Annotated in this window: 42 protein-coding genes and 1 tRNA gene; 42 read left to right on the top strand and 1 reads right to left on the bottom strand. The window is 68.8% G+C overall.

Going from position 1 to position 22,735, the window contains the following annotated elements:
* Positions 1-3: 3 nt before the first annotated feature.
* From AC13HU_RS00395 to AC13HU_RS00210, 38 genes are all read left to right on the top strand, one after another.
* The gene (locus tag AC13HU_RS00395) at positions 4-330 is read left to right on the top strand and encodes a DUF7739 domain-containing protein (RefSeq protein ID WP_483039627.1); all 327 of its coding nucleotides are present in this window, start codon (positions 4-6) and stop codon (positions 328-330) included.
* Positions 330-920, top strand: a complete 591-nt coding sequence (locus AC13HU_RS00390; RefSeq protein ID WP_483039626.1) for a DUF6197 family protein — start codon at positions 330-332, stop codon at positions 918-920. Before AC13HU_RS00395 ends, AC13HU_RS00390 begins: the two co-directional genes overlap by 1 nt.
* Position 921: 1 nt before the next feature.
* Positions 922-1,446, top strand: coding sequence for a DUF6919 domain-containing protein (locus AC13HU_RS00385; RefSeq protein WP_483039625.1), 525 nt, complete (start codon positions 922-924; stop codon positions 1,444-1,446).
* The gene (locus AC13HU_RS00380) at positions 1,443-1,721 is read left to right on the top strand and encodes a hypothetical protein (protein ID WP_483039624.1); all 279 of its coding nucleotides are present in this window, start codon (positions 1,443-1,445) and stop codon (positions 1,719-1,721) included. The genes AC13HU_RS00385 and AC13HU_RS00380 overlap by 4 nt, the downstream gene beginning before the upstream one ends.
* Positions 1,722-1,737: 16 nt before the next feature.
* Complete coding sequence (locus AC13HU_RS00375) at positions 1,738-1,959, top strand: hypothetical protein (protein ID WP_483039623.1); 222 nt, start codon at positions 1,738-1,740, stop codon at positions 1,957-1,959.
* Positions 1,960-2,005: 46 nt separating this feature from the next.
* A complete protein-coding gene (locus AC13HU_RS00370; RefSeq protein ID WP_483039622.1) occupies positions 2,006-3,373 on the top strand; it encodes a hypothetical protein in 1,368 nt (455 codons plus the stop codon).
* Position 3,374: 1 nt separating this feature from the next.
* Entirely contained in the window at positions 3,375-5,495 is a 2,121-nt protein-coding gene (locus AC13HU_RS00365; RefSeq protein ID WP_483039621.1) for a hypothetical protein, read from the top strand.
* Positions 5,496-5,760: 265 nt separating this feature from the next.
* Entirely contained in the window at positions 5,761-6,228 is a 468-nt protein-coding gene (locus AC13HU_RS00360) for a hypothetical protein (RefSeq protein WP_483039620.1), read from the top strand.
* 139 nt (positions 6,229-6,367) lie between these two features.
* Positions 6,368-6,610, top strand: coding sequence for a hypothetical protein (locus AC13HU_RS00355; RefSeq protein WP_483039619.1), 243 nt, complete (start codon positions 6,368-6,370; stop codon positions 6,608-6,610).
* An 11-nt stretch (positions 6,611-6,621) separates the two neighbouring features.
* A complete protein-coding gene (locus AC13HU_RS00350) occupies positions 6,622-6,819 on the top strand; it encodes a hypothetical protein (RefSeq protein ID WP_483039618.1) in 198 nt (65 codons plus the stop codon).
* A 2-nt stretch (positions 6,820-6,821) separates the two neighbouring features.
* Complete coding sequence (locus AC13HU_RS00345) at positions 6,822-7,067, top strand: hypothetical protein (protein ID WP_483039617.1); 246 nt, start codon at positions 6,822-6,824, stop codon at positions 7,065-7,067.
* 2 nt (positions 7,068-7,069) lie between these two features.
* Positions 7,070-7,264: a hypothetical protein gene (locus AC13HU_RS00340; RefSeq protein WP_483039616.1), complete on the top strand. Its 195-nt coding sequence runs from the start codon at positions 7,070-7,072 to the stop codon at positions 7,262-7,264.
* A 2-nt stretch (positions 7,265-7,266) separates the two neighbouring features.
* The gene (locus tag AC13HU_RS00335) at positions 7,267-7,548 is read left to right on the top strand and encodes a hypothetical protein (protein WP_483039615.1); all 282 of its coding nucleotides are present in this window, start codon (positions 7,267-7,269) and stop codon (positions 7,546-7,548) included.
* 2 nt (positions 7,549-7,550) lie between these two features.
* The gene (locus AC13HU_RS00330) at positions 7,551-7,766 is read left to right on the top strand and encodes a hypothetical protein (protein WP_483039614.1); all 216 of its coding nucleotides are present in this window, start codon (positions 7,551-7,553) and stop codon (positions 7,764-7,766) included.
* 3 nt (positions 7,767-7,769) lie between these two features.
* Positions 7,770-8,027 carry a hypothetical protein gene (locus AC13HU_RS00325; protein WP_483039613.1) on the top strand — a complete coding sequence of 86 codons (258 nt, stop codon included), beginning with the start codon at positions 7,770-7,772 and terminating at the stop codon, positions 8,025-8,027.
* A 9-nt stretch (positions 8,028-8,036) separates the two neighbouring features.
* The gene (locus tag AC13HU_RS00320; RefSeq protein ID WP_483039612.1) at positions 8,037-8,210 is read left to right on the top strand and encodes a hypothetical protein; all 174 of its coding nucleotides are present in this window, start codon (positions 8,037-8,039) and stop codon (positions 8,208-8,210) included.
* 10 nt (positions 8,211-8,220) lie between these two features.
* Positions 8,221-8,355, top strand: a complete 135-nt coding sequence (locus AC13HU_RS00315; RefSeq protein WP_483039611.1) for a hypothetical protein — start codon at positions 8,221-8,223, stop codon at positions 8,353-8,355.
* 1 nt (position 8,356) lies between these two features.
* Positions 8,357-8,581 (top strand): hypothetical protein, encoded by a 225-nt coding sequence (locus AC13HU_RS00310; protein ID WP_483039610.1) that lies wholly within the window; start codon positions 8,357-8,359, stop codon positions 8,579-8,581.
* Between the two features lie 2 nt (positions 8,582-8,583).
* On the top strand, positions 8,584-8,769 hold the full coding sequence (locus AC13HU_RS00305; RefSeq protein WP_483039655.1) for a DUF4236 domain-containing protein: 186 nt from the start codon (positions 8,584-8,586) through the stop codon (positions 8,767-8,769).
* A gap of 104 nt (positions 8,770-8,873) precedes the next feature.
* Complete coding sequence (locus AC13HU_RS00300) at positions 8,874-9,044, top strand: hypothetical protein (RefSeq protein ID WP_483039609.1); 171 nt, start codon at positions 8,874-8,876, stop codon at positions 9,042-9,044.
* Positions 9,045-9,048: 4 nt separating this feature from the next.
* Positions 9,049-9,444, top strand: coding sequence for a DUF3307 domain-containing protein (locus tag AC13HU_RS00295; protein ID WP_483039608.1), 396 nt, complete (start codon positions 9,049-9,051; stop codon positions 9,442-9,444).
* 93 nt (positions 9,445-9,537) lie between these two features.
* The gene (locus AC13HU_RS00290; RefSeq protein WP_483039607.1) at positions 9,538-9,957 is read left to right on the top strand and encodes a DUF6221 family protein; all 420 of its coding nucleotides are present in this window, start codon (positions 9,538-9,540) and stop codon (positions 9,955-9,957) included.
* Positions 9,954-10,163, top strand: a complete 210-nt coding sequence (locus AC13HU_RS00285) for a hypothetical protein (RefSeq protein WP_483039606.1) — start codon at positions 9,954-9,956, stop codon at positions 10,161-10,163. Before AC13HU_RS00290 ends, AC13HU_RS00285 begins: the two co-directional genes overlap by 4 nt.
* A gap of 60 nt (positions 10,164-10,223) precedes the next feature.
* Positions 10,224-10,961: a hypothetical protein gene (locus AC13HU_RS00280; protein WP_483039605.1), complete on the top strand. Its 738-nt coding sequence runs from the start codon at positions 10,224-10,226 to the stop codon at positions 10,959-10,961.
* A gap of 90 nt (positions 10,962-11,051) precedes the next feature.
* Complete coding sequence (locus AC13HU_RS00275) at positions 11,052-11,267, top strand: MerR family transcriptional regulator (RefSeq protein ID WP_483039604.1); 216 nt, start codon at positions 11,052-11,054, stop codon at positions 11,265-11,267.
* A 108-nt stretch (positions 11,268-11,375) separates the two neighbouring features.
* A tRNA-Asn gene (locus AC13HU_RS00270) sits at positions 11,376-11,448 on the top strand.
* Positions 11,449-11,491: 43 nt separating this feature from the next.
* The gene (locus tag AC13HU_RS00265; protein ID WP_483039603.1) at positions 11,492-11,686 is read left to right on the top strand and encodes a hypothetical protein; all 195 of its coding nucleotides are present in this window, start codon (positions 11,492-11,494) and stop codon (positions 11,684-11,686) included.
* An 11-nt stretch (positions 11,687-11,697) separates the two neighbouring features.
* The gene (locus AC13HU_RS00260) at positions 11,698-12,174 is read left to right on the top strand and encodes a hypothetical protein (RefSeq protein WP_483039602.1); all 477 of its coding nucleotides are present in this window, start codon (positions 11,698-11,700) and stop codon (positions 12,172-12,174) included.
* A 13-nt stretch (positions 12,175-12,187) separates the two neighbouring features.
* Entirely contained in the window at positions 12,188-12,478 is a 291-nt protein-coding gene (locus AC13HU_RS00255) for an HNH endonuclease (RefSeq protein ID WP_483039601.1), read from the top strand.
* A gap of 306 nt (positions 12,479-12,784) precedes the next feature.
* Complete coding sequence (locus AC13HU_RS00250) at positions 12,785-13,219, top strand: hypothetical protein (protein WP_483039600.1); 435 nt, start codon at positions 12,785-12,787, stop codon at positions 13,217-13,219.
* Between the two features lie 94 nt (positions 13,220-13,313).
* Complete coding sequence (locus AC13HU_RS00245; protein ID WP_483039599.1) at positions 13,314-14,687, top strand: hypothetical protein; 1,374 nt, start codon at positions 13,314-13,316, stop codon at positions 14,685-14,687.
* A gap of 12 nt (positions 14,688-14,699) precedes the next feature.
* The gene (locus tag AC13HU_RS00240; protein ID WP_483039598.1) at positions 14,700-16,130 is read left to right on the top strand and encodes a phage portal protein; all 1,431 of its coding nucleotides are present in this window, start codon (positions 14,700-14,702) and stop codon (positions 16,128-16,130) included.
* Positions 16,123-17,112 (top strand): HK97 family phage prohead protease, encoded by a 990-nt coding sequence (locus AC13HU_RS00235; protein ID WP_483039597.1) that lies wholly within the window; start codon positions 16,123-16,125, stop codon positions 17,110-17,112. The genes AC13HU_RS00240 and AC13HU_RS00235 overlap by 8 nt, the downstream gene beginning before the upstream one ends.
* A gap of 291 nt (positions 17,113-17,403) precedes the next feature.
* On the top strand, positions 17,404-18,678 hold the full coding sequence (locus tag AC13HU_RS00230) for a phage major capsid protein (protein WP_483039596.1): 1,275 nt from the start codon (positions 17,404-17,406) through the stop codon (positions 18,676-18,678).
* Positions 18,679-18,742: 64 nt separating this feature from the next.
* Entirely contained in the window at positions 18,743-19,216 is a 474-nt protein-coding gene (locus AC13HU_RS00225) for a hypothetical protein (RefSeq protein WP_483039595.1), read from the top strand.
* An 8-nt stretch (positions 19,217-19,224) separates the two neighbouring features.
* Positions 19,225-19,581, top strand: coding sequence for a hypothetical protein (locus AC13HU_RS00220; protein WP_483039594.1), 357 nt, complete (start codon positions 19,225-19,227; stop codon positions 19,579-19,581).
* Between the two features lie 7 nt (positions 19,582-19,588).
* Positions 19,589-20,128: a head-tail connector protein gene (locus tag AC13HU_RS00215; RefSeq protein WP_483039593.1), complete on the top strand. Its 540-nt coding sequence runs from the start codon at positions 19,589-19,591 to the stop codon at positions 20,126-20,128.
* Positions 20,125-20,589: a hypothetical protein gene (locus AC13HU_RS00210; RefSeq protein ID WP_483039592.1), complete on the top strand. Its 465-nt coding sequence runs from the start codon at positions 20,125-20,127 to the stop codon at positions 20,587-20,589. The genes AC13HU_RS00215 and AC13HU_RS00210 overlap by 4 nt, the downstream gene beginning before the upstream one ends.
* Position 20,590: 1 nt before the next feature.
* Here AC13HU_RS00210 and AC13HU_RS00205 read toward each other — a convergent pair whose 3' ends face one another.
* A complete protein-coding gene (locus AC13HU_RS00205; RefSeq protein WP_483039591.1) occupies positions 20,591-21,103 on the bottom strand; it encodes a hypothetical protein in 513 nt (170 codons plus the stop codon).
* A gap of 120 nt (positions 21,104-21,223) precedes the next feature.
* Between AC13HU_RS00205 and AC13HU_RS00200 the strand changes: the two genes are divergently transcribed.
* From AC13HU_RS00200 to AC13HU_RS00185, 4 genes are read left to right on the top strand one after another with little or no spacing between them, the layout of a single operon-like run.
* Entirely contained in the window at positions 21,224-21,529 is a 306-nt protein-coding gene (locus AC13HU_RS00200; protein ID WP_483039590.1) for a hypothetical protein, read from the top strand.
* A complete protein-coding gene (locus tag AC13HU_RS00195) occupies positions 21,529-21,786 on the top strand; it encodes a hypothetical protein (protein ID WP_483039589.1) in 258 nt (85 codons plus the stop codon). Before AC13HU_RS00200 ends, AC13HU_RS00195 begins: the two co-directional genes overlap by 1 nt.
* Complete coding sequence (locus tag AC13HU_RS00190; RefSeq protein WP_483039588.1) at positions 21,783-22,265, top strand: phage tail tube protein; 483 nt, start codon at positions 21,783-21,785, stop codon at positions 22,263-22,265. The genes AC13HU_RS00195 and AC13HU_RS00190 overlap by 4 nt, the downstream gene beginning before the upstream one ends.
* Positions 22,265-22,732 carry a hypothetical protein gene (locus tag AC13HU_RS00185; protein ID WP_483039587.1) on the top strand — a complete coding sequence of 156 codons (468 nt, stop codon included), beginning with the start codon at positions 22,265-22,267 and terminating at the stop codon, positions 22,730-22,732. The genes AC13HU_RS00190 and AC13HU_RS00185 overlap by 1 nt, the downstream gene beginning before the upstream one ends.
* The last annotated feature ends 3 nt before the right edge of the window (positions 22,733-22,735 follow it).

Here is a 22,735-nt window from a genome sequence, read left to right as displayed (position 1 = left end):
CCGATGACGTGGACGATCAGTCATGGCGCGCCGAACCCGGGCCGGCCGTTCGACGGGTGCCACTCCCGTAGTTACAGCCAGGTCGGTGAGTGGGTGGATGCGCTTCAGGCTCTGCCGCTGTCGGGCCGGGACTTGGCGATCATGGAGCCGCTGACGCGCCCTCGGTCGGGTGACCCGTTCGAGGTTCCGCCGCGTCGTGCGGCTGCGATCGCCGCGGTGCTGCGTCAGGCGGTGCGGCGGATGCCGCGCCGGCAGCGGGAGATGACCGAGACCCTCGCTGCTGCGGCGGAGCGCGCTTCCGCCGCTGGCGAGCCGTGGCGGTGGTCGTGATGGCCGTCCCCCAGGTGGAGCGGGCTGTCGTGCAGATGACCGCAACGCTGTTCGAGGGCCTCGAATCTGGTCTCGCTGGCGAGGTTGAGGCGTGGCTGCACGACCCGACCCGGACTGCGCACCGCCTGGTGTCGCTGCCGACCGCGGCGCTCGTCGAGGAGGCTCTCTCCCAGACGCCGAACGGCGCGCCGGCCGACACGTCGCCGCTGCCGCGGGGTATGTGGCGGGTCCTCCCAGACCGGCTGCTGGCCCTGCACCCGGCGCGGCGTAATGAGCGGGCGGTACGGCTCCGCATCACCGTCGCCCAGCACCTGGAACTCACCGCGCTGGTGCTGGAGCAGTGGGGATGGGACGCAACCGGGCGCCACAACCGGACCATTGCCGGCCGCCGGTGTGTCCGGGGCGCCCAGTACGCGCTCTACCGGCTCGGCTACGGCACCGAGGTGACCGTCGCCGAGGCCGACCGCGCCATCCAGGGCGTCCTCGCCGACCGGGGCGTCACGCGGCCGTTCTGGGAGTGGAACGACCTGTCCACCACGACCCGTCAGCAGGTGCTCGCCGTCGTGCGGGCCGCCGCGAAGGGAGCCTGACATGCGCCACTGGAACAAGGCCCAGACGGTCGCCGACTTGGGCAATTTGATGGCGGACTGGCTGGAGGGACGTATCCCCAAGCGGCCCGGCTACTACGGCAGTGCCCCTGACGACGAGACCAGCACGCTGCTGTCGACGCTGATCGCCGCCAACCGCGCGGGGTTCGTCACCGACGGCTCCCAGCCGGGGTTGGACGAGATTGGCTTCGACAGGCGACGGTGGCGGCAGCGGGCTGCGGTTTACGGGCTCATCGCCGACCCGGGCTTGTACGGCCAGGTGACGATGGCTGCACGTCGGGCTGGGCTGACTATCGCGGATGGCCGTCCGGTTGTCGTCACTGAGCGGGCGGGCCGCCCGCATACCGTATTCGGGGAAGCGGTTTCCGGCCGAGATCTCACCGGCATGTGGACCGGCATTGGCCGGGACGCGATGGCGGCGGTGCGGGCAGCCCGCCAGGTCGCGATTATCGACCCGATGTGGGGGCCGTCCGATCGACTGTGGCAGATGCTGCGGCAGGTGACGTGATGCCGCCGACCTGCCCGACTCGTTCGGTGGCCCAGGTGCGGCGTGCGCCGCTCGTCGTCCTGGCGGTTGGCGCGCACCTTGCGCTCGGCCTGATCGTTCTGGTCCTCCGCACCATCCGGGTGGTCGTCACGCTCGCCACCGACGCCGCCATGCACGTCGAGCAGCAGCTCGCCACCCACACCGGCCGCCCCGCCCTTTCCCACGTCGGCGTCGCCGCCATCTGCGCGGCGTTTGTCACCGAATTCCGCCTCGCCTACCGGGCCCCCGCCCGCTGATCAGGAAGACAACGTCATGGAGTTCATTGACGACCACCCCGTTTGGACCGACGAGGAACGAGCCGAGATCGCAGCCGAGCACGACCGTCTCGCCGCCCGCCTGTGGCCCGCCGTGGAGCGGGCCGAAGCCGCTGGCGACCAGCGACTCGCCCGCCGTCTCCGCGAACAGGCATGCGACGCCATGGATGTCGCCGAATGCGCGCGAATCTCGTCTGCGGCCCTCGCCCGCGCCTACTGACCGCCTACCACCAGCCCACCCGCTGACCAGCAGAGGAGACATCACCGTGACCGGCCAGACCCGCATGAACGGGACCACCGTGAACGGCAGCACCATGCCCCCGCGCGTGCCCATGCTCGGGGACTGGCAGCCGATACACCTCGGCGGCATCGCGCCCGCCACCCACGAGCCCCAGCCCGAACCGACCACCGTGGCGGAGACCGCCCCCATGCCCGAGCCCGCCTACGACCCCATCAAGCTCGCCGAAGCCGACCGCATCCGGGCCCTAGCTGAGGCCGAGGCCGAAGCGACCAAGATCAAGGCCGCCGAAGAGGCGCGGAAGCAGCGGATCGCCAACGACGAGGCCGAGAAGCGTGCCCGCGAGAAGGACGCCGCCCGCGACGCCCGCATCGCCGAGTCAAACCGGAAGCGCGACGAAGCCGAGCAGGCCAGGAAGGCGGCAGCCGAGCACGCCGCGCAGGAGAAGAAGGCCGAGCAGGCCGCGGCCGCCGAGATCAAGACCGCAGACGACAAGTGGCGGGCCTACGCGATCCGCTTCGCGATCGTCTGCGGCATCGTGTCGCTGCCGGTGCAGATGTCGTTCTTCTGGAACCCGAAGGCACCGTGGATGGCCGCAGCTCCGGTGATGCTCGAAGGTGCCGCGTGGGTGGTGCACCGCGGGGCCCGCGCCGCCGCCGTGAGCAAGCGCCCCGTGTGGCACTACCGGGTGATCGTGTGGCTGCTCGCGTTCGTAGCGGCGGGCATCAATCTGTACCACGGGCTCCGGACGTTCGACATGGGTACCGCACTCGCCACGGCGTTCGCGTCGATCGCCGGCCCGGGTGTGTGGGACCTCCACGAGAACGGCCGCATCCGACGCCGCGATGGTGTCCTCACGCGGCGGGAGCGGAAGTCCCAGGAGAAGGCGGAGAAGGCTGCCGCCGCCGAGAAGGCTGCCCGCGAGGCCCAGCAGTTGGCCGACCGCGAGGCCGCCGATGCAGCCGCGAAGGCGGCTGCGGAGAAGCTCGCGAAGGAGCGCGAGGAGCGGTTCCCGAAGGTGTGGGAGCACGCCCTGAAACTGGCCGCCGCACTCGGCGAGACGACCGTCACCGAGGCCGTGTGGCGGCGCGCCCACAAGGACGTCGAGGGAACCGACCCGGGCGACTCCGCGGAGGCCCAGAACCTCCGAAACGTGGCCGCCCGCCGCATGCTCGACGCCCGCGCCGGCGCCCCCGAAAAGGGCGTCTGGAAGGCGCCAGAATCGACCACAAACGCACAGCGTGCGATCCAAGTGAAGGCCCCCCGGCGCGAGTCCTCGTACAAGCCCGTGCCGCCCCGCCGGACCAAGGGCGACACCGCCCCGTTCCACCCCATCGCGAAGGCCCTTGCGGCCGACGCGAAGCGTCAGTCCAACACCTCCCGAGAGGACGTCTGAGATGGCCATCGACCACATGACCGAACGCGCTGTCGAGGCTGTCCCCGAGATGCCCACGGCGAGCCCGTACATGACTCCCGACTACGCCCCGGAGAAGGCGGCCCCGGCTCGGTCCGGGAGCGCGGCGATGGTCGTCGCCCGGACGACCGGGCGGGCCGGCGGGAAGGGTGCGCGGTGGGTTGCCACAGGCGTCGCCAGCGCCTCGCGCCAGTGGGCCGAGGCGTACCACGACGACTACCCCCACATGATCCGCCTCGCCAAGAGTGAGCTGAAGGCGTCCGAGGGCACAGGGGAAGCCGCCGCAGCCAAGAACAAGGTGAAGGAGTGGCGTCGCGAGCGCCGGCTGCACCGCCTTCAGTACCTCGGCAAGACCAGCGCTGGAACCCTGATGACCGGCGGGGGGCTCGCCGCGGGCGGCCTCATCCTCGGCGGCTGGGTCGACATCGTCCTCGCGCTCGGCGGCGTCGCCACCGCGGCGTGGCACGGCCGGCGCGTCAGCCGGGAAGCCATCGCGGCGCTCGGCCCGGTTCTCGACACCAGCGCGGGCCCCGCCCAGCTCGGCCCGTCCGAGCTTGGCACGACCGTCGATCAGCTGCCCGAGGGCAAGCCGTTCGTCATCGCCGGTGCCACCACCCCGCACCTCCTCGCGGTGTGCGTACTGCGCGCCCTACTCGCCGAGGGCGTACCTGTCGCCGAGGTGTACGGCATCGTGCGCTTCGACTGGGGCTGGCAGTGCGTCGTCCGTATCTCCGAAGGCACGCCGGAGGCGATCATCACGAAGGCGGGTGCGTTGGAGACCCGCCTCGACCTGCCGGCGGGTGGGCTCCGGCCTCAGCCGATGGTGGAGCGGCGCGCTTGCGCTGTCCTGCGGCTCGTCGAAGGAGATCCGTTCGTGTCGGCCCCTGGCGTGCCGTACCGGGCGCCCAAGTCGCTGTCGATCACAGACAAGTTCCGCGTCGGCACGTCGGTCGGCGGCGACCCGCTGATGGTGTCCCTGGCGGGAGTCATGGGCCTGTTCGTCGCCGCGTCCGGCGGTGGCAAGACCGGCATCCTCCAGGCGCTTGCCGAAGGCACCACGGCCTGCCGCGACAACATCACCATCGACCTTGACCCGCACGGAGACGGGCTGGAAGACCTCTACGACGCGGTGCGGATCACTGCACGGACCACCGAGCAGATTGAGGCTGTGCTGCTGTTCTTCTTGGTCATGTCGAAGGCGCGTGCCCGGCTGCGGAAGAAGCTCGGCATGGGCAAGAAGTGGATCGCGACGCCCACCCATCCGGCGGTGACGCTCTTCTTCGACGAGTTCCCGAAGGGCTCCGAGCTGGCGAAGAAGCTGGCGTTCGACCTGCTGCTCGTCGGCCGCAAGGAGCTGATCGACCTGGAGATCGCCTCCCAGGGCGGCACGAAGCTGTACCTCGGGGAGAACATCGCCCAGATGATCGCCCTCAAGGCCGTCGGCCCCTGCAAGGTCGGCGACACCCGGGCCGTGTTCGGCGACGGCGCCGTGTCCGAGGGCTGGCTGCCGCACCGCCTGTCCCCGGCGACCGACACCGACCCCAAGGACGCGGGGCACATCTACCTGCAAGGCGTGCCCGGCATGGCGGATGAGCCGATCGAGTACAAGGTCCACGAGACCCCGGCCGCCGTACTGCGGAAGCTCGGCGCCGAGCGGAAGGAGGCCGGGTTGATCGAGCCCGACCAGGACAGCCTTGACGCCATGCGGGGCGTGGACCTGCCGGAGTACGTCGAGGCGGTGTACAGCCTGGAGGGCGAGCTCAAGAAGGAGGCCCCGGTCGAGCTCCTGACGTGGGACCAGCTGCTGCGGCTGTGCGACGCGGAGCCGCCGGCGAACAGCGTCCCCAGTCTCGCAACCGCCGTACTCGCGGACTCGGTCGACCTGATGGTCAAGTTCGACGTGGACCGGATGCGGACGGAGACGCTCACCGCTGCGCTCGTCGACCACGATCCGAACGTTTACGGAGATCTGACGCCCGAGTCGCTGAAGGCTCTGCTGGCGGAGGCGGGTGTCGGGAAGCCGGTACCGCTCGGTGAGATGGACGGTTTGACCAATCCCCGCGGCTTCAAACTCAACGCGCTGACCGCCCGCCTGCGCCCGTAATGCCCTGATCGTCCCACTGCTCAAGCCTGCTCGGCGCGGCGTTTCCGCAGGTCAGCCTTGCTCGTGACCCTGCTCGGGCCCTGCTCAACCTTTGCTCGCGAGCAGGGCCCGAGCAGGGATCACACCCCACCTGACCTGCATTGATGCTCAGCGAGCAGGGCCCGAGCAGTGGGCGAGCAGGCCCGCAAAGCGGGATGAAAGCCACGAATCGAAACCGGGGTCAAACCGGCCCTGAACCACCCCAACCAAGATCGAAAGGACCGCCATGACCACGCAGCGCCCCATGACCGCCGAGGCGGTATTCGACGGCTACGACTTCCGCACCAACGGCGGCCGGGAGGGCACCACGTTCTACTTCAGCGGTCACCTGACCGTCGAGGAGATCGCCGACACGTACCGCCGCACCTACCCCGACCCGGTAGCCACCAACTCGTACACCCTCGACACCACGAGCGCCCGTCACGCCCGTCACGCCTGGCACGTCTTCACCGAACACGAGGACAACTGCTACCTGATCGCCTGCGCCGACCCGGACGACCCCTTCACGCCCGACGACTACTTCCTCTGCTCGTGCACGGCGGCGCACGACCGCGCGTGCGGCGGCACCGGTTACGAATACCGGCACCCGCACGCCGCCACCAAGCGCACGCCGGGGCGATCCCCGTCACCTGGGTCGACGCAGCCTGAGCGCGAAGCCCACGGCCCCGTCAGGCGGGCAACGACAGCAGGTTGATGTGGAACGAGGCCCCCAAGCACTGCGGGGCGACGGCATCGCTGAATCAGGACGGCGGCTGGGAGTGCACCCGCTGCGGCGCTGCCTTCGCCTGACAGTCAGCACGCACCATCACTAACCCAACCAAGAAGGAGATCTCATGTCCAACTCCATCGACGCCATCCTCGAATCGGGCGTCACCTACGAGTGGCACCTTTGGCTCATCCTGACCCCGAAGGGCTCCGGGCCCACGGAGCGAAGCTGGGGCGAGTACACCCCCAACCGGCCGGGCGTCAGGGCAAAGACCGCATTGGACAGCGCGCGCGCCCAGACCACCGCCCGCCTCGGCATCGGCAAGCAGTTCACCCGCGTGCTCGAATTCCGCATGTCCCCGAAGAAGTAAGGAGATCCGTCATGCCCTTCAACCCCGGTGACCGTGTCACCATCGCCAACCCGCACCCCGAGAACGCCAAGTGGCGCGGCAAGACCGGCACCATCCGCGAGTACGACCGCCGCAGCGGCATGTACGTCCTCCAGGACGTCGAGCGCCCGATCCGCGAAAAGCTCCTCGGCAACATCGCCTGCTCGACCGACGAACTCCGGGCGGCCTGACCATGGCCGACTACAGCAACCAGGACACCCGGCTCACCGCGAGCCGCTACGCGTGGAGCGTCACGTTCACGCGCGGACCCCTGCGCAACGGAAACAACCCCTCCCAGGACTGCACCGGCACCTACACCACACAGCCCGGCGCCACCGTGGGCTCCCTCCTCGCGGGACTCACCACGTGGTACTCGCAAACCCACGGCATCCCCGTCGATGACGTCGTCCTCGTGCGCTATTCGCTGAGGGAGAAGTGACCATGGCCGACCCCACCTACGTCATCACCGCGACCTACCCCGACGGGCGCCCGTACCGCGACAACCTCTCCAAGGCTCTGGCTGGCCGGTCGGTCGTCACCGCCGACGGCATCGCCGCCTACGGCGAGAAGGACCGCGCCGACCGCGAACGCGCCATCCGCGCCGCCGGCCTCGTGCCACACGTGCGGAAGGCGTGACCATGCCCGAGGACTTCATGCCGGCCTGGTACTGCCCAGGTGCCACGCACTTCCTTCTCTGGTCGACCACTGCCCTCGGCTGGGAACTCCACCGCGAGGGCGAGCTCATCGGGACGCTGCCTGGCTACCCGATCGGCGCCCCGGCCAACTCGCCGCGTGAAGCCCTCACCTGGGCCACCAGCGTCGCCGGCCCGCAGCAGTGGATACAGCAACCCCGCCGCGCCGGCATCTTCCACACCCACCACGACACCGTCACCTGCCGCACCAACCCGAAGGAGAACTGACCGTGGCCAGCACTGATCACATCCCCGGCCCGAGCAAGATCCGCGAATCTGCGATCACCGGTCGCCCCGGCGGCATCGTCGTCCGCGTCGGAATCATCGACTGCGACGACACGAACGCCCGCATCATTACCGAAGGCTGCGGCATCCACGTCCGCCAGGGACAGGTGCACACGGTGCCCCTCAGCGCGCTGGTGCACATCAACGACTACGTGGACTGAGCCGTGCTCCCCATCGGAACGCACGTCACGATCCGCTCCGTCAACCACCTGGCCAAGCCGCACCGGCTCCAGCGTCTCGTCGGTCGTGAGGGAATCGTCGGCGATTACGACAACGGCATGAACATCGTCACCGCAATCGGCTCGGTCGTCCGCGGCTACTACGCCTTCCCCGACGACGCCCTCACCGCCACCGGCCAGGGCAGCCGACCCGACATGCCCCGCCGCTACCGCGTTCGCGGCTACTACGCGCCCGACGAATAGGAGAACCGCATGTCCTTCTTCTACCGCAAGCCGAAGACCCAGCAGTCCAGCCCCTACGGCCCCAACACGGTCGTCATCGACGATCACCGCAACTGGTGGGAGTGCGCCCGCTGCGGTTACCGCAACGAACTCGCGGCCGACTTCTGCGCGTGCGGCGCCGACGCCCGCCTCGCAGCCATCTAGGAGATCCGCTGTGCCCCTCGCCGACCACGTCAACCACCACGTCACCTACCAGGACCAGGGCCGTCCCGTCGGGGCGACCGACCCGCACCACGACACCGTCACCTGCCGCACATGCGGCGTCCGCATCCCCGAAGAGGAGAACTGACATGCCCAAGCAGCCCACCGAATCCCAGCTCGCCGAGTACGCCGACGAGAACGAGGCGCTCGCCAACTACCGGAGCGCCGAAGCCGCCCTGTACGAGAACACCGCGGCCGAGACCCGCGCTGGAGTCACCGGCGAGACCGCCGAGTACCACCGCCTCAACAACGCCGTCATCGCCGCGGGGAAGAAGCTGCCCACGCGGTACAAGTACCTGACCAAGAGCGTGTGACCGTGCCGATCACGTTCCGCAAGTCCATCCGCATCCTGCCCGGCGTGAAGCTGAACCTCGGCCGGCGCTCCCGCTCGATCACCATCGGCCCGAAGTGGTTCAAGAAGACGTTCTCCAGCACTGGCCGCACCACCACCTCGGCCGACCTGCCCGGACCGTTCGGATACCGCAGCAGCCGCAGGCGGTGACCCGCCTCACGCCCCGAACGCCCAGCGCGGTGCATTCCACCAACCCCATTCCCGCGAACGTAGAGACACAGCAAGAACTCCATCAACCAGCAGAGGAGAACCCCATGGCCCAGCCGTTCAAGGTCGTCAGCAAGGAGCGCAAGCACAACGGCGGCACCGCTCGCGTCGAACAGAACCAGCGAGGCGACCTGTTCGTCACGTGCACGGGCTGCAACACCGTGAAGGAAGTTGCCGCGATGGCGCCGGCGCTCTCCGTCCTCACGAGCCAGCACTAACGCCGTGTTCGCGACCGCGTTCGTGCTCTTGTTCGTGGCCCACATGGTCGCCGACTACGCCCTGCAAACCGACCGGCAGGCCAGCCTCAAGGCCGACCGCACCCGGGCCGGCTGGCGGGCGAACATGGCGCATGCTGGGACCCACGTGGCGGCGTGCGCGGTCGCTCTCACGGCAGGCGGCGCCCTCCTGGATGGCTCGCACATGCCGGTCGTCCGCAGCATCATCGCGATCGCCTGGATCGGCGCCTCCCACAGCCTCATTGACCGTCGGTGGCCCATCGCCTGGTGGATGGACAACCTCGGCTCCTCCGACTTCCGCAGTCGCGGCGGGGCACAGCACGTCGACCAGACCGCGCACATCTCGTGCCTCGCTATCGCTGCCTTTGTCATCGCGGCGTGACACTCACCCCCCGTGCCCTCGCCGTTCCGCGGCGGGGGCACGGTGCTGCCTGTTCCCCGGCGAACACCGGCGCGTGTCGGGCAGGATGGCGGCGTGTCCGTCCTGGAGTTCATATCGTCGCTGAAGTGGCCCATCGTCGTGCTGGTGGCATTCCTGAAGGCGCGCCTAGACGAGGACGAGGCGGTGGCCAGGGCGGCGAAGCCTGGTCCGTGGCATGCCGACGGCGGTTCGGTGTACGCCATCCACCCGACGGATGAGGCCGTCAGCTACACCGAGAGCGCAGACCACATCGCCCGCCACGATCCGGCGCGGGTGCTGCGCGAGGTCGAGGCCAAGCGGCAGCTGCTCGCGTTGCACGAGGAACACGAACGCATGGACCGGGAAACGTTCGAGGCAGAGGGCGAGCACGCTCGATCCCTCTCGTCGCTGCGTGCCGCCTACTTCGACGCTGCGCGCGTCCACGCCGCCGTGTACGCCGACCACCCAGAGTTCCGCGAGGAGTGGCGGCCGTGAAATGGCGCCGATGTCCGTCGCCGCCTCGCCTGGATCCTGTCCGTATCGCCGAGCTGGAGTGGGAGTTGTTCGGCATCCAGCCTGAGCGGGGCACGATGGCTGCAGCGGCGGTCGGCGTGAAACGCCTGGGGGACGCCCTGCGTGCCGAACCCAGTTTCGTCCAGCAGTGGGCCAACCCCGACCTGATCGGCGACGAGCTGCGCTAGTCCGGCCACTGTCGGGTGGGTGCCGCATCATGGGGCCAACCGCACCGCACGGAGGCCCACATGCACGTCGCAGCCCTCACCGTCTGCCCCGGTCGCGAGAACCACGCGTGGCGCCGCGCCGAAGCCGCCGGCACCCCGCACGAACTCGCCCCGCGCTACGGCGATCCTGTGCACTGCCCCCGCTGCACCGCCGACGCCCACCGACAACTCGCCGAACTCCCCGAACTCGTCGCCGCCGTCTCGCTGGAAGCCACCCACGGCAGCCGCGGCCCCAAAGTCGGCACGATCGGCCGCACCACACTCGTCGCCGCATGGCCCGGACAAGCCAGCCGGCTCCTCACCGACCACATCGTCGGCGGCATGCTCGAACTCGAAGAGGACATCCGCGAACTCCGCCAACTTCACGCGCGGGTCGGCAGCGGCACCGAAGGCCGAGCATTCACCGCCGCCACGCGATTCCTCACCGCACACCTCGACTGGGCACTCACCAACCACCCCGCCGCGCAAGAACCCCACGACCGCGACAGCGCCAACCCCGCCGCGCAAATCGCAGGCTGGCACCGAGCCGCCGAACGCTTCACCGCACGCGACAACCGGCTGGAGCACTACCGCGTCCCGTGCCCCCGCTGCAGCCTGCTCACCCTCTGCAAGGCCGACGGTGACGAATACATCGCCTGCCGCAACAACCTCTGCGAAGTCCTCCTGACCAGCACCGAATACCTCGCACACGTTCGCACGCTGGCCACCACGACACATCACGAAGAGTCGGGACTTGCCAAGATCTCGAACGCTGCGTAACGTTTGGGCCAGAGACATATGTCTCCACCCAAACTTCGAGCCCCGACCGGACACCGGTACGGGGCTCAACGCATTCCCGGGGGAGGCCACATGACCATCATCGACGGCGACCTCACCACCACCATGTGGATCACCGCCGAAGCCGCCGCAGCAGTCGGCGTCGACCCCGGCGTCATCCGCATCTGGGCCCACCGCGGCCACCTCCACCGCGTCAACCGCACCGGCCGGCCCATCTACCGCGCCATCGACGTCATACGAGCCGAAGCCGCAACCCGCACCAAGGCGGGCCGCACCTACGCCGCCTAACCCCCAGATCGCCGCGCTGCCCCCCGTCGCGCGGCCCGCAGGCCGATGCCAGAAGGTGACGCCTGCCACCGCGCGGCCCGCTGCGGGTCGGGCCGCGCGGACCTCCCTTGGCTCGTAGCTCAGTTGGTAGAGCAGCGCCCCGTTAAGGCGACGGTGGCAGGTTCGAACCCTGCCGAGCCAGCAAGCAGCAAACGACGGAGCCACACTAACGAGGCAGGCAACCGATGAGCCGCTGGGAAGAACCAGACGACGACTTCGACGACGACCAGGTGCACTGCTGGCACATCGAACCCGACACCACCTGCGACTGGAACATCTGCCGCCAACCCGAACGCCTCGCGGTAGGCGACTACGGCACCGACCCCGCACACGGACTCGCCACACCCAACCTCGACCGCATCCGCCGCACCCAGCCGTAGAAGGAGCCGCCGTGCAGACCCCGATGTACGCCAACCTCAACACGGGCACCCACGACGACCCCTTGCAGGAAGTCGCCGAGATCACCGTCATCGGCGGGAACTTCAGCGGAAGCGGAGGCGGCACCGTCACCTCGGCGGACATCACCGACGCCACCACCGTCGGCAAAGCCGTGCTCACCGCCGCAGACGCAACCACCGCACGCACCGCCCTCGGCGCCGGCACGTCATCGCTTGTGCTCGGCACCACCTCCACAACGGCACTCGCGGGCAACGACAGCAGGCTCACCGCACAGGCAGCAGGAACCGCGAGCGTCCGCGCACTCGGCACCACCGCCACCACCGCGGCAGCCGGCAACGACACACGACTCCTCACCGGCAGCGCGACCGCAATCAACGCCTCAACCGCCAGCGACGTCGCCGGACTCGTCTCCGACTTCAACGCCCTGCTCAGCGCACTCCGTGCCAGGGGCATCATCACCGGGACGTGACCAGGAGGAGCCCATGGCCTATAGCCCCGGCCGCTCCGGTGCACCCTGGTTACGGCTGCAGGCACGGGTCTACGCCGAGGAGACGCACTGCTGGTGGTGCCGGAAGTGGGTCGACCAGACCCTCGACCGAACGCATCGGATGAGCCGCACCGTCGACCACGTGCTCGAACTGTGGCAAGGCGGAGACCCCCTTGACCGCGGCAACTGTCGGTTGGCGCACCGGCGCTGCAACAGCAGCAAGTCCCAGGCGAGACGGCACCGGGAACGGCCCTCCGGCCTATCCGTGGACGCGTCAAGCCTGTGACCTGCGGAAACGGCCCTCCGACCATCTCGATGGCCCTCCAATGACGGCCGATCGCCACGTGATCAAGGCGTTGACCTGCATAAACGTTAGGATGTCCGTTTTTTGCCTGTAGGGCTCATTGACCCCGCCCACACTGAAAACCCTCTCCCCCCGCGACGTTTTCCTGGGAGCCCGATGATCTTGGTGGGGCTTTCGGTCTCTTCTCGCTCTGGCGATTCGGTGGCTCCGGCGGGGATCTCGCTGAGCGGATCAACCTCGGTCCCGGTGTGCCTGACCTGCTGGTTTCTAGTGTAGTGGGGGCGTGCGATGGCGGACAGCGTTTCGCCTGAACCGCCTGAAGGTCTTTCCGACCGCGGCATGCGCATGTGGAAGGCATCGACGACCGGCGCTCCCTTGACGCCGGGCCACATGGTCCTGCTGGAGGAGGCGTGCAGGGTCGCGGACCGCTGCGAGTTGCTGGACGGGTTGATTCGAGGCTTCGCTGGCCGGCTTGGTGGCGATTCGGATGACTCCGGCGAGGATTCGGGCGGCGCTGGCGCTATCACGGGCGTCTTGGCGGAGGCCCGCGCGCAGCAGTCTGCGCTGAAGGGGCTTCTGGCTGAGCTGCGGCAGGGACAACGGCAGCCCGACGGCAAGCCCAGATCACCAGCCACCCCGGGCCCGGACTCGACGGCGGGAGGCCCTGGTGTCTCAGACCTCACCGCCAAGATCGCGCAGCGCAGGTCCCAAGCCTCGGGTTGAATTGCACCCTCCCTACGCGTGGACGTATGGGCAAGAGGCGGCGGAGCTGTCGGCACGGGCCGGGCTGGTGTTGGACTCGTGGCAGCGCGACGCGATGGATCTCCTGCTGGCCTGTCGCGATGACGGCAAGTGGGCTTGCTACGAGTACGCGGAGCTAGTGGCCCGGCAGAACGGCAAGGGCGCCATCCTGGAGGCGCGCGCACTGGCCGGGTTCCTGCTGCTGGGTGAGCAGCTCATCATGTGGTCGGCCCACGAGTACAAGACCAGCATGGAGGCGTTCCGGCGGTTCAGGACGCTCCTACGGCGCCTCGGCGAGCAAGTCGGAAACAACGAGAACCTCCTCGACATCGACGGCGTCCGGGTCAAGATCTCGAACACGAACGGCGAGGAGAGCTTCGAGCGCCTCGACACCGAGGCCCGCATCAAATTCGTGGCCCGCTCGAAAGGCTCAGGCCGCGGTTTCTCCGGCGACGTCGTGATCATCGACGAGGCGTTCGCCTACACCCAGCTTCAGCAGGAGGCGCTGGGGCCGACGCTGCGAGCGAGGCCGAACCCGCAGATCATCTACACATCGTCGCCGCCGCTCGACGGATCGTCCGGCGACGTGCTGTTCATGCTCAAGGAGCGCGCCGACGCCGGGGGCGACGACTCGCTCGGCTTCCGCGACTGGGGCGCGGCCGGCAACCTCGACAACCTCGACAAGGTCGACCTGGACGACAAGGTCCTGTGGGCGGCGACGAACCCCGCATGGGGCAAGCGCGTCTCCGAAGAGGCAACGCAGCGAGACCGCCGCGGCATGTCGGACCAGGGATTCGCTCGGGAGATCCTCGGCGTCTGGCCGAAGCGCACGCAGGGCAACGTCGTCATCGACGCGGCCGCCTGGGCGCGGATGGCCGACGAGGCGTCGCAGCGCGTCGGAGCCGTCTCTGTCGCCGTTGACCTGTCGCCGCTGCGGGACTATGCGGCGGTGTGCGTGTACGGGGCGCGCGGCGACGAGTTGGGGCATGTGCAGCTTGCGGACTATCGGCCGGGGACGCGATGGGTTGTCGGGCGTCTGGCGGAACTGCGGGACGCCCTTGGCCCGGTTGCGGTGGCGATGGGCCGGGCGACGTTCGCGTTCCTCGAAGTCGAGCTGTCGAAGGCCGGCTTCGTGCGGCCGGACGACATGGAGAACCCGGAGTCGGGCGACCTCGCGGTGACTGGGCCGATCGAGATGGCCGCGGCAACCGGGCAGTTGCTGGAGGCGGTCCGCGAGGAGTCATTCCGCTATGTGCCGTCCAGGCCACTCGACCTTGCGGTGGCGGGCGCCAAAACGAGGCAGACCGGGGACACGATCGCGTGGACCCCGAAAGGTGCCGAGGTCGACACGTCGCCTTTGGTCGCCATGTCGCTGGCCCGATGGTCCTTCGTCACTCGACAGCACCTGCTTGAGGGCGCCGACTACGACGTGCTCAGTTCAGTCTTCTAGGAGGGAGTCGCTGTGCGAAATCCCTTCCGGCGTGGCCGCCTTGCGCGGCAGCCCAGCGCGGATCCGGTGCTTGTGGGCGACACGTGGATGGATCCGTTGACGGTGCCTGCGCCACGGTCGTGGCGGTCGGCGGCGGCGGCGGTGTGGCGGCGACGCCTCGGACGGTTGGGCGGTGGCGTTCGGCGCGCCGGCGGCTGGGTGCTCGGCGTGGAGTCGCGCGGCGGCGTGGAGCGTCGGGCGATCACGTCGCTGCCGTGGGCTGCGGGTGGCGAGTCGCCGACGGCGGCGGTGGGCCCAGACCGGGCGATGCGGCTCGCGGCGATGTGGGGCTCGGCACGCATTCTCAGCACGAATCTCGCGAGCGTGCCGATTCGGCAGTACCGGTCGGCGGGTGATGCCCAGCGCGGCATGCCGCTGGCGTCTCTCTTCACTTCTCCGGCCAGTCAGGGCACGTTGCACGACTGGATTCAGCGTGCGGTGATGAGCATGGTGCTCCACGGAAACGCAGTCGGCTTCGTGACCCTTCGGGACTACCTCGGGTACCCCACGCAGATCGAGTGGCTGCCCCGGTCGTGGGTGCAGGTGATCGACACGAACCCGCCGGGCACGCCGGGGTCCTTCGTCAACCCGATCTGGATGGTCCTCGGCCAGCAGGTAGCGAGCGAGGACATCGTCCACATCCCGTGGATGGCGGTCGCAGGCCGAGTGTGGGGCCTGTCGCCAATGGCCGCGTTCGCCACGAGCGTGTCCACTGGGTTGAGCGCGCAGGAGTACACGGACACCTGGTTCACCAGCGGGGGCGCCCCGCCGGGGGCGTTCAAGAACGTCAACCAGGTCGTCGACCAGAAGGACGCCGAGGTCATCAAGGCCCGTTTGGTGGCTGCGATCCGGACGCGGCAGCCGATCGTGTACGGCAAGGACTGGGACTTCTCCACGATCCAGTTGCCGGCGGCCGAGGTCTCCTTCGTCGACACCATGCGCATGACGGCGAGCCAGATCGCCGCGATCTACGGGGTGCCACCGGAGCTTGTGGGCGGCGAGACCGGCGGCTCCATGAGCTACTCCAGTCCGCAGGGCCGTGAGATCGAGCTGATCCAGCTGACGCTGCTGCCGTGGATTTCGAAGCTCGAAGAGCACCTGTCGGTCTTGCTGCCGCGGGGCCAGTTCGTGTGCTTCGACGCGGACAGTCTGGTCCGTCTGGATCCGGTGGCGCGTTGGACGATGTACGAGAAGCAGCGCCTGATCGGCGCAACGAACATCGACGAGATCCGCGACCGCGAGCACATGGCGCCGCTGCCGGACGGCAAGGGCCAGGACTACACGCCGCTGCCGATCGCGGCCGGCGCGAAGATTTCGCCGCCGATGATCCGGAGCGACGACGGCGACGACATGCCGGCGCGGCTGCGCGCGATCCCCGGCGAGGGAGGGCGACGCGGTGGCTGATCAGGGAAACATCACGACACCGGATGCGGCAGATCTGAATGCGGCAGCTCGGGCATATGCGACGGCGCAGGGCTGGACGATGCCGGACGGCTCGTATCCGATCCGGCCGGCGAACATGCACGGTGCGGACGACTTGGCTGCGGCTATCCGCGCGGTCGGCCGCGGGGGTGGTTCGCACAACGCGATCCGCGCCCACATCATCAAGCGCGCCCGGGCTATCGGCCTCGGCGAGAAGATCCCCAGCGACTGGGGGGCCGACGGCAGCATCGGCGGCCAAAACAGCCTTGGAGGCAGCCCCGTGGTGGACATCGAGCGCCGGTTCACCTCCGGCGACACCGGCAAGGCCGAACTGCGCGCCGTGGACGGCGATCGAATGACGATCGGCGGCTACGCGGCCGTGTTCAACCGCAACAGCAAGAACCTCGGTGGCTTCATCGAGGTCGTCGACCCGATCGCGTTCAACCAGGCCCGTGGCGACGGCTGGCCGGACGTGATCGCCCGGTACAACCACGACGACAACCAGCTCCTCGGCACGACCGCGGCGGGGACGCTGCGGATGGGCCTGGACGCCTACGGCCTGTCCTACGACGTGGATCCGCCGAAGGCGATGGCGCATGTCGCGGAGCTGGTGCAGCGCGGCGACGTCCGCAAGTCGTCGTTCGCGTTCCGCACGGTCGACGACGACTGGACGATGACCGAGCAGGGCTATCCGCTTCGGCGCCTCACCGGCGTACAGCTGGTGGATGTGGCGCCGGTGAACACTCCGGCCTACGCGGACACGTCGGCCGGTCTGCGGTCGCTGGCTGAGAAGTTCGAGGTGGAACTCGAAGAGGTCCGCTCGATGGCGCAGGCCGACGAGCTGCGGAAGTTCTTCGTCCGCAGTGACAAGGACGGGAAGTCCCGTCCGGCGCCGAAGAAGGGCCTGTTCGGTCCTGCGGCGGCGATGGCGCTCCTGGAGCGCAAGGAAGACCCCTACGTCTGACCTTCGGGTCCGGCTCTCGCAGCTACAGCACCATCAAGCCCCCCGCCATGCGGGGGCGGCACGCCGTCCTTGGACCGCGTAGCCGCGTCGTCACGGCGCCGCCTTGGGTAGCCCCCGGTCGGCGTCCGCTCCGGACGCGGTGAAGCACACAACGGGCCGACATGCGACACGGATTGAGTGATCAGCGGACCGCCGGTTGCGCACAGGCGCCGGCCTCCTGGCACCCGTTGGGGTGTGGGACCGCGAGGGCTCCCGGTTCGAGATCGATTTCGAACGGACGGGAGTCCTTCCATGCCGGACATGGTGCAGTCGCTGCGGGATCGCCGCGGCAACGTATATGAGCAGATGAAGGCCATCGCCGACAAGGCGAGCGAGGCCAACCGCAACTTCTCGGCCGAGGAGCAGGGCCAGTGGGATGCGATGAACCAGGAGCTGGACCAGCTCGACACCCGCATCAAGGCGGCCCTGGACACGCAGCAGCGCGCCAAGGATGCCGACGACGCCCTGAGCGCCCTGCACGGCAAGGGCAAGAAGCCCGCGTCGCAGCAGCGCGGCCAGGACCGTGGAGAGCAGCGCGGCGAGGGCGGCGACAGCGCCGAGGAACTGCGTTCCTGGATGCGCGGTGAGAGCCGCAGCCGCTTCTTCGAGGTGCGGCCGGAGGGCCCGATCGACTGGCGCAAGGTGCAGTCCCGTGCCCTGACGGTCGGGACCGCGACTGCGGGCGGCGACACGGTGCCGACCAGCTTCTACGACCGACTGGTCGAGAATCTGATCCAGAACAGCGCGATCATGCAGTCCGGTGCGACGATTCTCAACACCGCGGGTGGCGAGACCATCCAGGTCCCGAAGACCACCGCCCACAGCACGGCGTCGCTGGTGGCCGAGGGCGACACCATCACCGAGTCTGACCCGGTGTTCGGTCAGGTCGAACTGGGGGCGTACAAGTACGGCGCCCTCATCCAGATCAGCCGCGAGCTGCTGGACGACTCGGGTGTGGACCTGGAGGGCTACCTGGCCATGCAGGCCGGGCGGGCCCTGGGCAACGCGTTCGGCGCGCACGCCATCACCGGCGACGGTTCGGCGAAGCCGCATGGCGTGGTGCACGACGCGAGCACCGGCGTGACCGGCGCCACCGGCGTGTCCGGCGCGTTCAGCTCCGACAACCTGATCGACCTGTTCTTCTCCGTCATCGCCCCGTACCGCAAGTCCGCGGCGGCGACGTGGATGATGGCCGACAGCTCGATCGCGAACGCCAGGAAGCTGAAGGACACCACCGGCCAGTACATCTGGCAGCCGGGCCTTCAGGCGGGCGTCCCGGACACCATCATGGGCAAGCCGGTGCTGACCGAGCCGAACGTGGCCGCGGTCGGCCTGGGCGCGAAGTCCGTGGTGTTCGGCGACATGTCGCAGTACTTCGTGCGCATGGCTGGCGGTATCCGCTTCGAGCGGTCCGACGACTTCGCGTTCGACTCCGACCTGGTGACGTTCCGGGCGCTGATGCGCGCGGACGGCGCCCTGGTGGACTTGACCGGAGCCGTCAAGACGTTCGCCGGCGGCGCAAGCTGACCATCTGCGGGCACCCCGCGTACAACGGGGCGCCCGCAGCCGTCCATGACGAAAGGGGCCGCGCATGTCAGCGCCGACCATCCTCAATGCGGCCACTGGCCAGTGGGTGCACGCACCGGCCATCGCCGCCCCATCCGGTGGGACCACGTCCGACACTCAGGCCCGCACCGCGATCGGGTCGATCCTCGCGGTGCTGCGCGAGGCTGGCATCATCGCGGGCGCCACGCACCTGCCTCTCAACCAGGGCTGGAATGGCGCCCTGAAGAAGATCGTGCTGGACGGCGGCATCTCCGCTCCGACGGGCGGAACCGCGGACAGTGACCTGCGCACGGGAATCGGGTCGGTCATCGGCGTTCTGGCCACCCAGGGCCTCATCAACGGAGGTACCGCAGACCCGACGTTCGTGCTGGGTTCGGACGGCCAACTGACCACCGCCGGAATCGACGATCTCGATGTCGACGGCACCGGGGACGACAACGGCCGCACGGCCATCAACTCTGCGCTCGCGGCGATGCGCGCCGCGGGCCTCATCGCCTAGGAGCCGCCGTGAAGATCCGCATGAAGGTCGACATCTCCGGTAGCAGGAACGGGCATCCGTGGCCGAAGCGCGGCGGCGTGGTCGATCTGCCGCAGGACGAGGCGGTGCACATGTGCAAGACCGGCATGGCCATCCCAGTCGCCGACGACGGCCACGTGGAGACCGCGGTGGATAAGGCTCCCGTGGAGACGCGGGAGGCGATGACGAAGGGGTCCGCGGCGCCTGTCGTGCCAGCGGCGGCGAAGAAGGCTGCGGATAACCCGGAGTCGGACGACAACAAGCCCAAGGAGCCCGCTCCTGTGAAGCGCGGCCCCGGTCGGCCCCGAAAGCCTGCTGTGACGAAGCCGGAGCCCGGCGAGAAGTGAGGTCGTCGTGCCGCTGCTGACGCTCGCGCTGGCGAAGGAGCAGTTGAACATCACCACGTCGACCACGGACGCCACGGTGCAGCTGTGGGTGGACGCGGCGACGTCGGCGGTGGAGAAGGCGACAGGTCGGATCGTCGATGAGCGTAGCTTCACCGATGAAGGCGATTTCGGGTCTGGCGGCACGAGCTTCATGCTGTCGAATGTGCCGGTCACCGGGATCACGTCGGTGGCGTCTGTGGACGAGTCGACGTCGTGGGATACTGCGGGTCTGCACGTCAATGCGGAGTCTGGTGCTGTGACGGTGCTGGGTGGTGGGCCGCCTCTGCGGGGGCTGGTGTCGGTCTCGTACACGGCCGGTATCGCCGAGCCGCCTTCGAACTACCAAGTGGCGGCTCTGATCATCCTTCAGCACTTGTGGTCGACGCGTCGGGGGACGATGGGTGTGCAGCGTGCCGGTGACGACGAGGTGTACATGCCGCAGCTGGGGTATGCGGTGCCGCGCCGGGCGGTCGAGCTCCTCGGTCTGAGCTTGCCGGGGGTGGCGTGATGGGCTGGCAGACAGTGGTTCCGGCGGCCCTGACCAGGCTGGTGCAGATCGCTCAGGACGCGCCGGAGCTTGAGGGCGTGGTCGTCCGGGACGGCCCTGCGATGGAGGACAGTACGCAGTTGCGGGTGCTGTACATCGGCTGGGCCGGCGGGACCGAGGACACCGACGTTGAGACGCAGGTCGCGAGCGAGGGTCTGGGTGGGAATCCGGATCGGGAGCAGGCGACGGTTCGCTGTACGGCGTGGGTGCTGGCTGGTGAGCCGTCCGTGTCGTCGGTGCGGCAGGCTGCTTACGCCATCTTGTCGGGGCTGGGCGCTGCGATCGACCGTGACCGGACGCTGGGCGGTGCGGTGATGCGGGCGACGGTCGGTTCCCACACGCTGACGCAGCAGCAGACGTCGGGTGGCACGCAGGCGGCCCTGACGTTCGAGGTCAACACCGACGGCTACACCAAGCGCTGATCTACTCCTCGACGGTCCCGCCGAGCACTTTCGCGATCTTCGGTGCCATCTGCTTGCTGAGCTTGACCGAGGCGGCGTTGTCGCTGGCGAGGGTGACGGCCCAGGTGTCGCCGGTGACGGCGATGCCTCCGAAGCTCTGCGAGAGGCCGGTCCACGTGACGAGCGCCTGGTGGTTGCGGAACATGTTGATGCCGCTGTCGCCGGGTGCGGGCCCGGACTTTTCGGTGACGTCGAAGTCGTAGGACGCGTCCATGCCGAGGCTGGCGCTGGTGTCGTCGCTGTTCTTGTGAAGCATCGACACGACGAACCCGTTGGCTTCGAGCTTGTCGGCGATGGCCTGCGCCGAGGCGTAGTGGCCGCCTGCTGGTGTTGCACTGCTGCCGGCGGGTGCCGCGTTGGCGGTGGGCGTGTCGTGGACGGTGTGGGTCTTGGCCGGCCCGAACGCGGCCCATCCGCCGGCGCCGATGACGAGCCCTGCGATTCCTGCTGCGGCTGTTGCGGCGTGTCTGTTCATCCGTCCCCCTCTGTTGCGGTTCGCCCGCACTATCCCATGCCTGTTCGCGGTCTGCGACGGCTTCGTTTCATCTCGTTAGGAGGGGCCGTGGCGGCTCTTGCGACTCATCAAGTCCCCCTGGTGGGGCTGCAGCTGGATGCCCAGCTCGTGGCGGCCACGTCGGGTGGTGACACTGCTCTCACGGGTGGCGGCGTGTTCCTGGCGGTGAAGAACGCTGACTCGGCGAGTCACACGGTGACGCTGGCGACGCCGGGGACGGTGGACGGTGACCTTGCGGTCGCGGACCGGACTGTGACTGTGGCAGCCGGGAAGGTCGAGTTCATTCCGCTGACGGCGACGTACCGGGACCCCGGCACGGGCCGGGCCAGCATCACCTACGACGGCGTCACCAGCGTCTCGGTGGCCGTGGTCCGGGTGGCGTCGTGATGGCAACCACTGTGCGGATGCAGCATCCGACCCTGCCGGGCCAGGGCATCACCGTGGCGGCGAGCGCCGTGCCGTACCACCAGGCGGCCGGATGGGAGCTTGCGCCTGAACCGGAGCCGGCGCCCCGCAATCCGAAGCCGCTGGACCTCAAAACCACCGACGATGCCCCGGCCGACGCCGGCGCTTCCGCATCTTCCGACAGCGACAGCGAGACGCCCAAGCGGCGGCGCACGCAGACCCCCAAGGAGGAGTCATGACTGCTACCCCAATCGCCGCGACCGTTCGGTACTTCCGGCCGGAGGTCACGAAGGTCTACTGGGTGCCGACCATCAGCAACCCCGCGGCCCCGTCGCGCGCCGAGTTGGATGCGGGCACCGACCTCACCGACGAGGTCTCCGACATCTCCGGATGGTCGGTGACCTCGGACACCGTCGACACCCCGGACCTGGGTACCCGTTTCACCGGCAAGATCCCCGGGATGATCTCGGCGGACGACAGTGCGCTGACGTTCTACGCGGACAACCGCGGCCTGGACGTTCGCGGGCTGCTGACCCGCGGCCAGAACGGGTTTGTGGTGTGGCTGGATGAGGGGGACGTCGTGGACTACTTCATGGACGTGTTCCCGGTACGGATCTCCTCTGTCCCGAAGGTTCGCGACATGACCAACGCCTCGACCCTGACCGTCAACTTCACGGTCACGAGCGAGCCGCAGGAGAACGTCACCATCCCCTCCTGATGTCCGTCACCGGCAAGGACTTGGCGCAGATCTCCCGCGAGCTGCGGAAGATGAACGACAAGACCATCGTGAAGGGGTTCCGGAAGGAACTCCGGAGGGCCGCGTCGCCCCTGGTTCCGGCGGTGCGGGCGTCGATCCGCCGTATCCCTTCGAAACGGCCGTACAGCGCGGCTGGCTTGCGGGGGCAGATGTCGCGGTCGACCGCGTTGCAGGTGAAGACGACCGGCAAGCAGGCGTCCGTGATCATCCGGGTGGACGGCCGGAAGATGCCGCAGCACGCGAAGGCCGTGCAGGCGTACATGGAGGGCAGTAAGAGTCCTTGGCGCCACCCGGTGTTCGGGAACCGCGAGGTCTGGGTACAGCAGCCCGCGCAGCCGTACTTCTACAAGGTCATGGCGACGGCCGGCCCGCGGGCGCGTCTCGCGGTCGGTCGCGTCATGGACGACATCAGCAAGAAGATCACCTGAGAG

Source organism: Streptomyces sp. NH27 (assembly GCF_056859195.1).
Note: the sequence above shows the minus strand (reverse complement) of the source record. Positions and strands in the feature narration are given on the sequence as shown.